At 28.0% G+C, this 14,861-nt stretch carries 12 protein-coding genes; 2 read left to right on the plus strand and 10 right to left on the minus strand.

Annotated features, from left to right (window positions below):
- Positions 1-70 precede the first annotated feature (70 nt).
- The gene (locus ABDX67_RS01305; protein WP_347172965.1) at positions 71-2,845 is read right to left on the minus strand and encodes a TonB-dependent receptor; all 2,775 of its coding nucleotides are present in this window, start codon (positions 2,843-2,845) and stop codon (positions 71-73) included.
- A gap of 195 nt (positions 2,846-3,040) precedes the next feature.
- Between ABDX67_RS01305 and ABDX67_RS01310 the strand changes: the two genes are divergently transcribed.
- Together ABDX67_RS01310 and ABDX67_RS01315 are read left to right on the plus strand one after the other, a co-directional pair.
- Entirely contained in the window at positions 3,041-3,736 is a 696-nt protein-coding gene (locus ABDX67_RS01310; RefSeq protein ID WP_347172967.1) for a response regulator transcription factor, read from the plus strand.
- Between the two features lie 10 nt (positions 3,737-3,746).
- Entirely contained in the window at positions 3,747-4,784 is a 1,038-nt protein-coding gene (locus ABDX67_RS01315) for a sensor histidine kinase (RefSeq protein ID WP_347172969.1), read from the plus strand.
- On the opposite strand, the gene ABDX67_RS01320 is transcribed toward ABDX67_RS01315, so the two are convergent.
- The 9 genes from ABDX67_RS01320 to ABDX67_RS01360 form a co-directional block, all read right to left on the minus strand.
- Complete coding sequence (locus ABDX67_RS01320) at positions 4,758-5,798, minus strand: glycosyltransferase (protein WP_347172971.1); 1,041 nt, start codon at positions 5,796-5,798, stop codon at positions 4,758-4,760. The two genes, ABDX67_RS01315 and ABDX67_RS01320, sit on opposite strands and share 27 nt — an antisense overlap.
- Before the next feature lie 78 nt (positions 5,799-5,876).
- Positions 5,877-7,151 carry a phosphoribosylamine--glycine ligase gene (gene purD, locus ABDX67_RS01325; RefSeq protein ID WP_347172973.1) on the minus strand — a complete coding sequence of 425 codons (1,275 nt, stop codon included), beginning with the start codon at positions 7,149-7,151 and terminating at the stop codon, positions 5,877-5,879.
- A gap of 54 nt (positions 7,152-7,205) precedes the next feature.
- Positions 7,206-7,958: a glycosyltransferase gene (locus ABDX67_RS01330; protein ID WP_347172975.1), complete on the minus strand. Its 753-nt coding sequence runs from the start codon at positions 7,956-7,958 to the stop codon at positions 7,206-7,208.
- A 2-nt stretch (positions 7,959-7,960) separates the two neighbouring features.
- Positions 7,961-9,319: an undecaprenyl-phosphate glucose phosphotransferase gene (locus tag ABDX67_RS01335; RefSeq protein WP_347172977.1), complete on the minus strand. Its 1,359-nt coding sequence runs from the start codon at positions 9,317-9,319 to the stop codon at positions 7,961-7,963.
- 11 nt (positions 9,320-9,330) lie between these two features.
- Positions 9,331-10,440, minus strand: coding sequence for a glycosyltransferase (locus ABDX67_RS01340; RefSeq protein WP_347172978.1), 1,110 nt, complete (start codon positions 10,438-10,440; stop codon positions 9,331-9,333).
- Positions 10,433-11,782 carry an O-antigen ligase family protein gene (locus ABDX67_RS01345; RefSeq protein ID WP_347172980.1) on the minus strand — a complete coding sequence of 450 codons (1,350 nt, stop codon included), beginning with the start codon at positions 11,780-11,782 and terminating at the stop codon, positions 10,433-10,435. The genes ABDX67_RS01340 and ABDX67_RS01345 overlap by 8 nt, the downstream gene beginning before the upstream one ends.
- Positions 11,757-12,842: a glycosyltransferase family 4 protein gene (locus tag ABDX67_RS01350; protein ID WP_347172982.1), complete on the minus strand. Its 1,086-nt coding sequence runs from the start codon at positions 12,840-12,842 to the stop codon at positions 11,757-11,759. The genes ABDX67_RS01345 and ABDX67_RS01350 overlap by 26 nt, the downstream gene beginning before the upstream one ends.
- On the minus strand, positions 12,839-14,074 hold the full coding sequence (locus tag ABDX67_RS01355; RefSeq protein WP_347172984.1) for an O-antigen ligase family protein: 1,236 nt from the start codon (positions 14,072-14,074) through the stop codon (positions 12,839-12,841). Before ABDX67_RS01355 ends, ABDX67_RS01350 begins: the two co-directional genes overlap by 4 nt.
- Before the next feature lie 6 nt (positions 14,075-14,080).
- A complete protein-coding gene (locus ABDX67_RS01360) occupies positions 14,081-14,860 on the minus strand; it encodes a glycosyltransferase family 2 protein (RefSeq protein ID WP_347172986.1) in 780 nt (259 codons plus the stop codon).
- Between the last annotated feature and the right edge of the window lies 1 nt (position 14,861).

Consider the following 14,861-nt stretch of genomic DNA (forward strand, 5'->3'; position numbering starts at 1 on the left):
ACCTATTTTACCAAAAGTTTAAAAGACTGTTAAGCGTTCTCTTTTTTTGTTATGCTTATGTTAAGCGACTTTAGTCTAATTTATAGGTTAAAGAAAAGCTAGCGTTTACTCCATTTTTAAAAGATAAAACTTCAATGTTTTGAATGTCTTGAACTCTTTTTACTGATGGATTTAAAATGTTTTTTACTGAAAGACCTAATTTTACTTTTTTAGAAATTTGAGATTTTACAATTACATCTAAACTTCCAATTCCTTTATCTATTAAATCTCCTTTACCTGCAGAACCAATGGCTGCTATTCTATCAGAAAAATAGTTATAAGTTACAGTTGTTAAAAGATTAGCTGTTTTAGAAAAATCTTTTGTAAAAGTTACATCGGCATTTAAAATTAAGTCTGATGCTCCTGTTAATTTTCCTTCGTTATTGGTAAAATTTACATTTAAATTGGTTTCGTTAATTACTTTAAATCTATCAAAATCTTGATTAGAATACATATATGAAGCATTAAATCCTGCAGATAATTTATTTGTCAATACCTCTGTTTCTTTATCATTTTCTAATGAAAAAAGGTTTTTTCTAATTTCAAATTCTGCTCCAAAAATAGTTGCTTGTTTTCCTGTATTTACATAAGAAATATCGTTTGTTGCAGATGCTACAACAACTTCGTTAATTGGATTTTGAATAATTTTACCAAAACCTGTTACAGAAATAACCTCTTCTCTTGTAGGAAAATATTCCCATCTAATATCTGCATTATAATTGGTAGAAACATCTAAATCTGGATTACCAAATTTAATTTGAGTTACCTCTTCGAATTGGAAAGGCGCTCTTTCTTTATATTGTGGTAAAGTGTACGATTTACTTGCTGCAAATTTTAAGTTGTTTTTTTCGTTTACAGCATATTTTACATTAGCATTTGGTAAAAACTCAAACTTTGCAAAAGCATCTTTGTCTCCGCTTGGATCTAATGATGTTTTCCATGCAATATCTTGGTAAATATGCTCAAATCTTAATCCGATTACAGCTGTAAGTTTTGAATTAAATTTATATTGTGCTTCTGCAAAACCACCATTTATATATTGATTTCCAAAATAAGTTTGTGGATCTAAAGCGTTTTGTGTTGATGCATCACCTCTAAATGTTTCTACTTTAAACAAATTATTTGTTAAATTAGATTGTGTAAAATACGCATCTAAATTTGATGGATTTACAACTGGTTGTGCTACATTTCTATTAATTCTAAAATTAAATTGTGTTGCTTTAAAATCTACTTTTTTAAATCTTCCGCTATAACCAACAGTAATTTCCCCTTTATATTCATCTTCTTTATCTTTTGAGAAAAAGTACGATGCTGTTAAGTTTGCAGAAACTTCATCTTCAAATAATTCTTGAAAAAAACGATGATTGTCTGATGCTGCTAAATCCGAGACTGTTTTTACGCCCGTTGGATCGTTATCACTTTTTGGCACCAACATATTTTGCCTTCTATCAGGAATTACATTGTTAATATGGTTGTAAGAAACGCCCCAATCAACCGTAATTTTTTCTCCAAATTTATGGTTTCCTAAAAACTGATTTACAAACAACGCTGTTTTATCAAAAGTGGCTCTTTTTACAAATCCGCCGCCATTACTTGCATTATCAAAAACGTTAATTACACCATTATATTCATCTAAACTTTGGCTTGAAGAGTTGATAAATAACGAGCTAAACTTGTACGTATTATTTGTATTTATTTTATACGCCGCATTTAACATTGCAGTTGTATTTGTGTTGTAATCGTACGATTTAAACGTATAATCTGTAAACGCTAAACCTTGTGCATTTACACTTCCGCGATTAATTCCTTCTTTAAATTTAAATCCGTTAGAAAAAGATGCTGTTGCAAATAAATTAAAACTTCCTTCTTCTCCAATTTGAAACTTTTTTCCACCTTTAATAGATAAATTTGTTGCAATTGGCGATTTAGAAACATTATCCCAACTTGTAGAAAAATTATATCCGCTTAAAACATTTGCTGAATAATTGTTGTTATAAAACCCTGTAAAACTTGGGCCGTCTTGTACATAAAAATCGTTCGATAAATTTGAGTTTGTTCCAGAACCAAATCCAATTTCTAAAGATGGTTTACCAACATGTTCTTTAGAAACAATATTAACATTTGCGCCACCAAAATCTCCATAAATTGCACCGTTATAAATTTTATTAATATCAATTTTCTGAACAATATCTGTAGAAAAAATATCTAACGTAATGTTTTTTCTTGACGGATTATTAGACGGAATTGGCAATCCGTTTAATGTAGTAGAGTTGTACCTGTCTCCTAAACCTCTTACAAAAATGTAATTAGAGCCTTCTTGTTTAGAAATCCCGGTTGCTTTCGTTACGGCAGTTGCCAAATCAGAAATTCCTTTATTTTCTAATTCTTGAGCGCCAATAGTCGTCTTAATTGCAACTGCTTTCTTTTGATCTAATAAAATTGCAGAAACTTTTGCTCTGTTGATAGTTGATTCAATTTTTATTTCATCTAATGTAACTCCATCTTCTACACTTAACTTTTCGTTAATAATTAAGGTTTCTTTACCTTTTACATCAATCTGTTTTTCTAACGTTTTATATCCAATAAAACTAAAAACCAGTATGTGTTTTCCTGCATCAACATTTAGTAAATAGTTCCCGTCAAAATCTGTTGTTTGCCCAACAGTAGATCCTTTTATAAATACATTTGCAAATGGTAAAGGTTCATTATTAGAGTCTGCATCGGTTATAATTCCTTTTACAGTTCCTTTACTTTGAGCAGAAATTAATTGACTTAAAAATACAAATACAATGATTATTTTTTTCATTTTTTCTTTACTATATATTATTATCTTTTAACATACTGCAAATGTCTAGTGGCTTTGTAAAGGAAATGTTAGACTAAAATTAACCTTGCGTCAACAGAAGGTTAAGTCTAAGTTAAGTCTTTAAATGATTGTTATGTAACCTTTGATTTACAATATTTATCCATACTTTTGAACAATACAAGTCAAAAAACAATCATGAAAAAAAGTGATATTAAAATTTTATTAGTTGATGATGAACCAGATATTTTAGAAATTGTTGGTTACAATTTAAAAAATGAAGGCTATCAAGTTTTTACTGCTAGAAATGGAGTTGAAGGTGTTAAAACCGCTAGAAAAATAATTCCTCATTTAATTTTATTAGACATTATGATGCCAGAAATGGACGGAATTGAAGCTTGTGAAAAAATCAGAAAAATAAAAGAATTAGAACATGTTCTTATTTCGTTTTTAACTGCCAGAGGCGAAGATTATTCTCAAGTTGCTGGTTTTGATGCCGGTGCAGATGATTATATCACCAAACCTATTAAACCAAAAGTTTTAGTTAGCAAAATCAAGTCTTTATTAAGGCGTTTAAAAAATAACGAAGAACAAGAAACCACTACTAGAATTGGTGATATTGTAATCAACAGAGAAGAATATGTTGTTTTTAAGGGCGATAAAAAAATTGTATTACCCAAAAAAGAGTTTGAACTTTTTTCTTTATTAACTTCTAAACCAGGCAAAGTATTTAAGCGCGAAACAATTTTAGATTCGGTTTGGGGAAACGAAGTTGTTGTTGGCGGAAGAACCATAGATGTACACATTAGAAAATTAAGAGAAAAAATTGGTGATGATTTCTTTAAAACCATAAAAGGTGTTGGTTATAAATTTGTTTTAGAAGAAAAAAACTAAAGTCCTTTTTGTGAAACTAAAAAAAACATATTCTTTTGCAATTATCACTGCTATATATTTAGCACTTTTGGTTATTGTTATCAATGTTTTGTCTTATTTTTTATATCAAAAAATTGGTTTTTGGTTTTTGCCTTTTGCTATTTTAACACTATTATTTATTTCTTTTTTCATTATTCAATACAGAGTAGAATACTTTATTTATAGACGCGTTCGTAAAATATATGAAGATGTTTCGTTGTTAAAAATTGAAGATTTAAAAAGAAAATCTGTAACAACAGATATGGAAACTCTATCTAGAAGTCTTCAAAAATTTGCCGAAGGAAAACGCATCGAAATTCAGAATTTAACCGAAAGAGATTCTTTTAGACGCGATTTTTTAGGAAATGTTGCGCACGAATTAAAAACACCATTATTTACTGTTCAAGGCTATTTACTAACCTTAATTGAAGGCGCATCAAAAGATAAAGAAATTCTAGAAAAATACTTAAAGAGAGCAAACAAAGGTGTAGAAAGGTTGGCTGCAATTGTTAAAGATTTAGACATGATTGCTAAATTAGAAACCCAAGGTTTAAAAATAGATTTACAACCATTTAATATTCTAGAACTCGTTCAAAATGTGTTTGATTTGTTTGAAATGAGAGCGAAAAAAAAGAACATTTCTTTAGTATTTGATAGAGTTTATGAATTTCCTATTTATGTAATTGGCGATGTTGAAAAAATTGAACAAGTCCTTATTAATCTCGTTGTAAACTCAATTAAATATGGGAAAGTTGGCGGCATAACTAAGGTTGCTGTAGATGATTATAACGAAAATAAATTCATTATAAAAGTTTCAGACAATGGAGAAGGAGTAAAGCAAGAACATATTTCTCGACTGTTTGAACGTTTTTACAGAGTTGATCAAAGTAGAGCAAGAAATCAAGGTGGTTCTGGCTTAGGTTTGGCAATTGTAAAACATATAATTGAAGCTCACAACCAAACCATTCTATTAAAAAGCACTTTTAAAGAAGGTTCAGAATTCTCATTCTCTCTTGAAAAAGCAAAGTAATTCTTTGTCTAATTTATTTTGATTACAAGAAATTCCGTTGTAGTTTTTTACTTCTTCTATACAACTTAACTTAAAATCCTTTTCTTTGCAAAATGGCACATATTTTATCGCTCCTAAATGCTTTGCTAAATACTCTTGTTCTGTTTGATTTTTTGTCGGAATAAAAAAAGCTTTCTTTTCTAAAACAGCTAAATCCATAATGGATGAATACCCAGATCTACAAATAATGATTTCTGATTGATTGATTTCTGTTTCTAACTCTTTTGAAAGTAAATAGTTATATATTGTTACGTTTCCAATCGTTTTTTTTGTTTGGTTTTCTTCAATTTTTCCTTGAACCAATACTACTTTTTTAAGATGATTTTCAAAAGTTTTCAGCAGATTTTCTTCTAATCTTTTTCTTTGTGATTCAATTCCCGACAACACAATTAAAATCGAGTTTTTAATTGGTAAATCTACTTTTTCAAACCGACTTAAAGCACCAATATATTTTAAGTTTAATTTTTTATTGGTTGATTTAGAAAGTTTTCCTGATAACGAATTTTCTTTAGAATCTGGCACCCAACATTCATCAAATCTTTGAATGATTTTCTGATGAATTTTCGTAGTAAAAAAAGTAAAAACTCCAGACAACACAGTCAATTGATGCGTGATATACACAGACGGAATTTTAGCATTTCTAACTCCAAAACGATTGTCAGAAATGATGCCAACAACATCGTTGTTTTTAGTGATAAAATCAGCAATAACATTGGTTTCTTTTTGTACTGCTTTTACAATTTTTGGAAGTTGAAAAAACAATCCTAATTTTAAATTTCTAGTATAAGAAATGTTGTAAGAAGGCAATTGTAAAGATTCTAAATTTGGAAATTCTTTTTGTAAAAAAGTCAAAGCTTTTCCATCAGAAGCAATAATTGGTGTAAACTTATTTTCTAATAAAAAATGAATAATTGGCACACATCGAGAAGCATGACCTAATCCCCAATTTAGCGGTGCAACAATTATTTTTTTCACAAAGTTAATTTTAGGTTTCGACTCCGCTCAACCCGACAATAAGTTTGTCTCCTCGATCGGAGTTGAGAGGTATTGTTTCTATATTAAATCAAAACCAATATCTTTTCTATAATTCATATTTTCAAAAGAGATTTTATCAATAGAATTGTACGATTTTTTCAATGCTTCTTCAATAGAATCTCCAAAAGAAGAAATTGCCATCACTCGTCCTCCGTTTGTATAAACTTTTCCGTTTTCCATTTTTGTTCCTGCGTGAAAAACAATAGAGTTTTCGACATTTTCAATGCCTGAAATTTCTTTATTTTTTTCATATGCTTCTGGATATCCACCAGAAACCAACATTACGGTTGTTGCAATTTTTGACGTTACAGAGAACGCCTTTTTGTGCAATGTTTGGTTGGCAACGCCTTCAAATAAATCGAATAAATCAGATTCAATTCTTGGCAATACTGCTTCTGTTTCTGGATCGCCCATTCTTACATTATATTCAATTACTTGCGGATTTCCATCAACGTTCATCAAACCAATAAAAATAAACCCACGATAATCAATTCCGTCTTTTTGCAATCCGTTTACTGTAGGAATTACAATCCTTTCTTCAACTTTTTGTAAAAATTCTTTGGATGCAAAAGGTACAGGAGAAATTGCTCCCATTCCGCCCGTATTTAATCCTTTATCGCCTTCACCAATACGTTTATAATCTTTTGCTGAAGGTAAAATTTTATAGCTTTTCCCGTCTGTTAATACAAAAACCGACAATTCTATTCCGTCTAAAAATTCTTCAATAACAACGGTTGATGAAGCTTCTCCAAATTTTTGATTAGAAACCATTTCTTCTAATTCTGATTTTGCTTCTGCTAAAGAATCTAAAATTAATACACCTTTTCCGGCTGCTAATCCGTCTGCTTTTAAAACATACGGAGGTTTTAATGTTTCTAAAAACGCAAATCCTTCAACTAAATTTTCTTTGGTAAAAGACTGGTAACGAGCCGTTGGAATGTTATGTTTTTCCATAAAAATTTTAGAAAAATCTTTAGATCCTTCTAACAAAGCACCGTCTTTTTTAGGTCCGATTACAGGAATATTTTTCAACTCACTATCCGCCAAGAAAAAATCATGAACTCCATTTACTAATGGCGCTTCTGGACCAACAACAACCATGTTAATTTTGTACTTTAATACGGTTTCTTTAACCGCTTTAAAATCGGTTGGACTGATATTAATATTGCTTGCAATTTGCAAAGTTCCTGCATTTCCTGGAGCAACAAAAAGTTGATTTACTTTATTACTTTCAGCTAATTTTAATGCAAAAGCATGTTCTCTTCCTCCAGAACCTAAAATAAGAATATTCATTGTTGTGTTGTTGTTTTAAACTACAAATATACATTCTGAAAATGTATTATCTGTTTAATTTTGCCATTTCTTAAAGTATTTTCTAGCAGAAAGTAAATGCTGAAAAAGTAAATTGATTTTTTTAGCAGAACCTCTTTGATGCAAATGCTTGATTGTTTCGTTTGGGAAATACATTTTTTTCTTGTTAATAATATCAATTTTTTTACAAATATCAATGTCTTCCATATATAAAAAATACCGTTCGTCAAATCCGTTAATTTTTATAAAATCTTGGGTTTTAAAAAGCATAAAACAACCGTGCATGCTTTCTGGAAAAAACGATTTTGATAAATCTAAATTCCTGTATTCACTTGCTTGAGTTTTACGTTTAAAAAGCCCTAATCTTCTATAAATTAATTCAGAAAAACTTGGATATTTTCTACAGTAAAATTGCATGCTACCGTCGGGATAAACAATCTTTGGAGAAATCATGGCAACTGTTTCTTGCTTTCTTAATTCTTGTATTAAATTGGGTAAAACTTGTGAGTTAAAAGTGACATCCGGATTTAAAATTAAGTGAAATTCTGATGTTAGTTCAGAAATAACCAAATTATGTGCTTTTCCAAAACCCAAGTTTTTTCCGGCAAAAAAATAGGTAATTTCTGGCTGTTTAAGATGATTTTTTAAAGCATCAGTTGGTGAATTATCAACTACATATAGTTTTTTAGAAAGCGGTGTATTTAAAAAACAATTTACTGTTTTTTTGAGCGTTTCAATATCTTCATTATAAGTAACAATAGTTGCTGATATTTCAATGTCATCACTCAAAATTAATACGCTTTTTCTTCTCCGTTAAACACATTAAATACAGTTTGGAATATAATTTTTATATCTAAAAGGATAGACCAATTTTCTATATAAAAAATGTCTAACCGAATTCTGTTCTTTATGTCTGATTTCTTTTTTATTTCGCCTCTATATCCTCTTACTTGAGCGAGTCCTGTAATTCCTGGTTTCATGGCGTGTCTTTCTAAATAATTATTAACATTTTTTTGGTACTCTACAGATAAGCTTTTTAGGTGAGGTCTTGGACCAACAACACTCATATTTCCTTGTAAAACATTAAAAAACTGTGGCAATTCATCTAAACTTGTTTTTCGTAAAAAAGCACCAAAATTAGTAACTCTAACATCATTTTTTACCGTGTGTTTATTATTTGAATTGATATTCACTTTCATCGATCTAAATTTATAACAAACAAATAACTCTCCATTTAATCCTTCTCTTTTTTGTTTGAAAAAAGCTGGTCCTTTAGATTCTAATTTTATCAGAATCCAAATTATTGGTGTTAACCACGTCATTAAAAAAATTAAAACAAAAGAAGAAAAGACAATATCAAATATTCTTTTAATAACTCTATTTTCTAAAATTTCAAAAGGGAGCTTATTTACATTTAAAACTAAAAGAGAATCTTCATAGTATTCTGTTTTGTAACTTTTACTATACAACTCATTTGCATTCGGAATTAACTTAACAACAATGTTATTTTCATTCGCAAATGTTGTAATTTTTTTTATTTCTTCTCTACTTAGCTCTGATAATGAACAATACACTTCATCTATGTTTTCCTCTAAAATAAACGAATAACTTTTTTCAATTAATCCTTTAAATAATTTTTTGTTTGATGTTGTTTTATCAGAAAAAAAACCTGATACTTGATAACCAAGTTCTTTTTTTCCTTCAAAAAGATGTATTATTTTTTTTGCTGTTTCATCAGAACCAAGAACAATTACTTTTCTAAAATTATTTCCTTTTGCCCTATATTTTTTTAAAGCATATATAAAGCTATATTTTAAAATTGCAATTCCAGAAAAAATTGCAACAAGAATTACTGTTTGATTATTGACAACATTTCCTTCTCTAAACAACGAGAAATATGTGAAAAACCCTAAGAAAAAAACAGAAAACTGAACTGCTAATAAGCTTAAAACTCTAAAAAAAGTAGTGTGTCTAAATACTTTGTAAAACCCGCTAAAAAAAGAAGAAATTATCCAAAAAACATTGATATAAATTAAAAAACTAGCTTGTAAATATTCTTTATCAGAAATATAAAGAATTACTGTATTAATGATTATTAAATCAATAAAAATGTATAGCGGTATAATAAATTTGGAGTATCTCTTTTTCAATTTTTTTTTACTTAGTGATTGTATAAATTTTCTAGCAAAATTATATTTTTATCTATAACATAACGAGTTTCATATTCTTTTCTTGCGTTTATAGAGAATTGTTTTAGCAATTCCTTATTTTCTATAAGGATATTAATTTTTTGTGCAATATCCTCTGGGTTTTCCAATGTTACAAATCCATTAAAAGTATCTTTTATAACATCTTTATTTCCGTCAACATCTGTTACTATACATGGTTTTTTTAACGCCAATGCTTCTAGCAAAGCATATGGTAAACCTTCATATCTTGATGAAGATACATAAAATTTACTATGTTGTAAAATAGCTAAGGTTTCTGTTCTACTAAGCCAAGGAATTATTGTAATGTTATCTTTTAAAGAGTGTTTTTCTATCAGTAAGTTTACCTTATTTAACAATGGAGAATATAGACCTGCTCCAAGAATTACAAGATGAATAGCTGTGTTTGTCTTTTTTACTATTTTTATAGACTCTATTAAAAGTTCAATATTTTTTTGATACGAAACTCTTCCAATTGTACAAATAAATTCTTCTGGAAGCGCTTCAGGAATTGGTAATTTATCTGAAACAAAAACATCTTCTATCGAATTTCGCCAAAGTAAAACTTTATCCTTAGTAATGTTTATATCTGTTGTGGCTCTTATATATTCAGATTCTGAACAAGCAATTGTTTTTGAAGGTAAAATACCTAGTAGCTTTTCTAATTTTTTAAAAAACCTCTTTTTCAATTTGCCTTCTGCACTTAAATAGGAATAAGCATGCGGAGTATAAAATGTTGTAATTTTTAAATAGGCTCCTGCTAGTCTTCCTAAAATTCCTGCTTTAGCACTATGACAATGGATAATATCTGGGCGCTCTTTTTTTAAAATTTTTACAATTTGAAAAAAAGTTTTGACATCGTTTATAAGATTTATTTTTCTAATCAGGTTTGCGTGATGCGTATTTATTTTTTGATTATTTGTGTCTAAAAGTTCAATAATTTCATCATTTGTATTACAAATTATTGCATTGCTAAACTTGTTTTTATTTATATGCTTTGTTAGTAAAGAAATATAGACTCCAACACCTGCAACGGGTCTTGCAATATGTATTATTTTAATCATATAAAGGCCTCTTTTTTAACGATAAAATTAATGCAAATAGAAAAAATACAGAAATTCCTTTTACTCGTACTAGAACAGATTCTGTGAACATTATCAATATAAAAAACAAAAGGAAATATATGTGAGATGTCGGCATTTTAAAAAAATTAGCCATCATTACTAAAAAGTATAAAAAAGATAAAAGTCCCATTCCTAATAAAACATGAAGATATTGATTATGTGGGTTTATAGCCTCGAAATATACATAGCCATCTTTATGAATTTTTTCTCCTAATATTTTTTTTATGTTATGGTTTCCAACGCCTAAAAATAGGTTTTCTTTGATTTCATTAACTGTGTATTTGGTAACTAAAAAACGTTGATAAATATTTCTCCATGAGTTTTGAATTAAATCTTCTGTGTCATTTGTTGTAACTGAGACATATACCTTTTTAATAAAAAATAAATCTTGTTTTACCCTAGGTATTGTTTTAAAACTTATTGTAAAAAACATAAAAAACAATACTGATAGAAGGGTAATTTTTTTATAAAAAACTAACGGAATCTTCTTAAATAAAAAAACACCAAAAATCATAAATGTTGCAATAAGCGAGGTTCTTGCGCCATTATAAATTAACACTATTATAAAAATTGATAATAAAAAATAAGTACTAATCTTATTAATAAAATACGCTTCCTTTTCTAACAAAATTAAAACAAAGCTGAAGGCAGCACCTAAAAATAGCCCAAAATAAACATGTGTTAAATCAAGAGGTTCTGCAAAAAAAGTATTGGTTTTAAGTGTTAAGGTGCCCTGAAATAAATTAATAAAAATCAAATATAATGTTGCAACCAAAACACTAATAATAAATGCTTTTAAAGTATTTTCAATGGTAAAGTGAATTTTATTTTTTTTTATTAAGAAAAATAATAAAGGATAAAATAATAAATATAAATAAGTATCAATGGTTTTTAAATACGGTTGAAAAATTAGCTGATTTACTATTATTAAGCAGAAAAAAAAGAATATTAAAAATTCATTCTTTAGAGCGCTAACCTTAAGCTTCTCTTTAGATTTCAACGTATAATAAAAGTAAAAAATTAAATTAAATACTAAAATAAGTGTGTGAATACTTCTAAAAAAAATAAGAGAATATACAAGAAGATAAAAATATGTTTCTAATAAATAATCTATAGTAATCTTGTTTTTTAACACTTGATAAAACTGAAAAAAAGTAACCACAATAAACAACGGAACCACAATTTTAACAGCTGTTGGAAAACCAAATGAAACCAACAAAAAAAGAAGTATAGTAACCTTGTTATAAGGACTATTTTTAAGAATCCTTTTGATTGTAAACATCTATATATAAATTATTTAGTTTTTCTACATAAGTATCAATATGATAATCTTTTGTAAAAGTTTTATAACCATTATCAATAAGCTCTTTTCTTTTTGCTTTATTAATAATTAACAGTTCTATTTTATTTGCAAGAGCATTTTCATTTTTTACCGGAAATAAAAGTCCGTTCTTATCATTCTCAATTAGCTCTGCTGGCCCTTCAATATTTGAAGCAATTACCGCCAATTTAGCTCTAAATGCTTCAATAATTACAATTCCAAAACCCTCAAAAATAGATGGCAGGATAAAAATATCTGATGTGCTATAATAAGCATCCACATTCTTTTGTTCTCCTTTAAAAGTTACAAGATGATCTATTTTTAATTTTCTAGATAATACTTCTAACTCTTTTTTTAAACTTCCATCACCAACAATTGTTAATTCAAACTCTTTTTTAAGTTGTTTATTATTTAAAGTTGCTATTGCTTTTAGTAAGGTTTCTACCGATTTTTGTTTTTCCAAACGACCAACAAAGAGTAATCTTATTGTATCTTTTAATTCGTTTTTTTTCTCTATTACTTTTGGTGAAATTGCGTTTTTTAATATATAAGATCTTTCTTTGGGTACTTTTAACTTATTGATAACGTGATTTTCAACAGCTTTTGAAATTGAAATAACATGAGTGTTTTTTGCTGCACTTAAAAACAAAAATGTATACAGTTTAAAAAAGAAAAAATCTAAATAATTTTTCTTAAAATAAATATTATGCATAGTACAAAATAGTGCTGCTTTTGTTTTTCTTGCGCTCCAAATTCCTAATAAATCTGCATGACCTAAATGCGTATGAATAATATCTGGTTGTACTTGTTCATAAAAACTTTTAAGGTTTCTAGTTATGTGTCTCGAAAAAGGAATTTGTTTTATATGAACCTTTTTATCAAGCTCAGCAACTAAATCATTTTTATCCTTAAAGTACACCAAATAAACATCGTGCTCTTTAACTTGTTTGTTAACAATGTTTTTAAGTAGTTTTTCTGCTCCACCTATTCCAAATGCCGTAATTACATGTATTATTCTCATAACTGTAATTCTTTTTGCTCTTTATAAACTAATTGAATAAAACCAAATAAAATCCATAAAGGCGCATGATAAAAATCAGCAACAATAATAAGATGTAAAAAAGATGTAATTACAGAAAACAACAAAAAGCTTCGTATTGGAGCATTTAATTTTAGCGTTTTTTTAATCATTGTTTCTTGAAAAGATAAGAAAAATAAGAGCGCTAAAATACCCAAATCTGATAATATTGTTAAATAGACACTTAAGTATCCTTCGGCATCTTGATCAACACCAAAACCTGGTCCGTTTCCAAAAATTGGACTTTCAATAAAATTAGACAATGCTCTTTTCCATTGTAATAATCGTTGTCCACTTGATGAATATTCAGCTGTTTCACTAAAGAAAATTTTATCAAAAAATTGTTTTAAAAACTGAGTTGTATTACCAATATCAAATAATAAAATAACTACTGTGGAGATAAGTAATGTTGTAGCAATACCTAAAATTAATAAGAGTTGTTTTTGAGAAATTTTTAATTGCTTTAATCTATTAATCACAAAAATTAAAACTGCAGCTATAATAGGTAATACAATACCTGCATTTGAAAGCATGGCAAAATGTGATGCTATAAAAAGAACAGCTATAAAAATATAATGTTTAGCCTTCTTTTTTACGTAAAGATAATAGAGTGATATACCAAAGTAAATATTATAAAAAACAGACATTGTTCCTGGTTCTTCTGCTACGCCACCAACTCTTTCAAAACCAGACCTAATAAAGTAATCCATATTACTAATAATGCCATCTGCTTCAGAAAAAAGGGTTCTAATACTTACATTAAAGTAATTTTTACCTATAAAATCTGTGATAATAATTATAGAACTTAAACAAAAAGACCAATAAGCAATTCTTGCTATTTGAAGTGATGATATTTTAAGAAGTTGAACCACATATTTTATCATAAAAAAATAAAATAAAATACTATTGGTGTAAGCTAATGAATGGTTTAAACTTCGTTTTTCTCGAAAGCCAAGCATAAAGCTAATCCAAACCAGAACTAAAAAAGCAAGTAAAAACAAATCTTCTTTTACAATCCATTTTGTCTTTATTCTATCAGTTTTAAAAACACTAATTAACAATACAATAAACAATAATTGATTTATTACCACAGGAACTCTTAACCAAGCAGACAGCGCAAAAAAACTAGTAAATGGCGCAAAAAAAACAAAAAGGTAAAAAAGCTTCTTTATCATTTTATATTAACGGTTTTTAAAAAGGAAATCTCTAATAATTACTAAATAATTAAATCCTATTCTTTTTAAATAGTAAAAAAAAGCAAGTGTAACTTTATTTTTTTTTCTAATATGATAATCTTCTTTTGCTGTAATAAACAAATTTTTTGATTGATGTGTTGCTCCAGTATTTCGCATATTTACTAAGACCTCATCGACAAATAAAAATGATGTATTTGCATTAAAAGCTCGATAAATTAAATCGTAATCTGCAGATAATTTATATTGCGTATCAAACAAACCTATTTTGTTATAAACTGTTTTGTGTACAAAAGTAGCTGGATGATTAATTGGCATTGTTTTATGAATGTAAGCGGTAATTTCCTTTTTATTTTGAATGGTTTTTAAAACCTCTTTTTTAGAATTTACTTTATTTTTTTTACCTGATATTATTGTATTTGTATTGTTTTGATTCTTTTCTACTACTGTTGAAATAGCCGTTTTTGTATACCAATCATCGCTATTTAAAATACCTATAATTTCTCCAGAAGCTAACTTTAACCCTTTGTTCATGGCATCATAAATTCCGGCATCTTTTTCTGAAATCCATCGATAAGAAATCTCTTTTTCTTTAAATTGATTTTCGAAACTCTTAATTATTTCTACAGTTTTGTCGGTTGATTTTCCATCAATAATAATGTACTCAAAGTTTGAATAGTTTTGATTTAAAACAGATTCAATTGTGTCTCTGATAGTTTTTTCGCTATTAAAGCAAACAGTAATAATGGAAACTATTGATCTTCTCATG

It is taken from the genome of Polaribacter uvawellassae (assembly GCF_039748955.1).
GTDB classification, from domain to species: Bacteria; Bacteroidota; Bacteroidia; order Flavobacteriales; family Flavobacteriaceae; genus Polaribacter; species Polaribacter uvawellassae.

Bases quoted from the DNA above. Each gene is read 5' to 3' on its own strand.
- ABDX67_RS01305 (WP_347172965.1), bottom strand. From the start codon at position 2,845: ATGAAAAAAATAATCATTGTATTTGTATTTTTAAGTCAATTAATTTCT.
- ABDX67_RS01310 (WP_347172967.1), top strand. From the start codon at position 3,041: ATGAAAAAAAGTGATATTAAAATTTTATTAGTTGATGATGAACCAGAT.
- purD (WP_347172973.1), bottom strand. From the start codon at position 7,151: ATGAATATTCTTATTTTAGGTTCTGGAGGAAGAGAACATGCTTTTGCA.
- ABDX67_RS01340 (WP_347172978.1), bottom strand. From the start codon at position 10,440: ATGATTAAAATAATACATATTGCAAGACCCGTTGCAGGTGTTGGAGTC.
- ABDX67_RS01345 (WP_347172980.1), bottom strand. From the start codon at position 11,782: ATGTTTACAATCAAAAGGATTCTTAAAAATAGTCCTTATAACAAGGTT.
- ABDX67_RS01350 (WP_347172982.1), bottom strand. From the start codon at position 12,842: ATGAGAATAATACATGTAATTACGGCATTTGGAATAGGTGGAGCAGAA.
- ABDX67_RS01355 (WP_347172984.1), bottom strand. From the start codon at position 14,074: ATGATAAAGAAGCTTTTTTACCTTTTTGTTTTTTTTGCGCCATTTACT.
- ABDX67_RS01360 (WP_347172986.1), bottom strand. From the start codon at position 14,860: ATGAGAAGATCAATAGTTTCCATTATTACTGTTTGCTTTAATAGCGAA.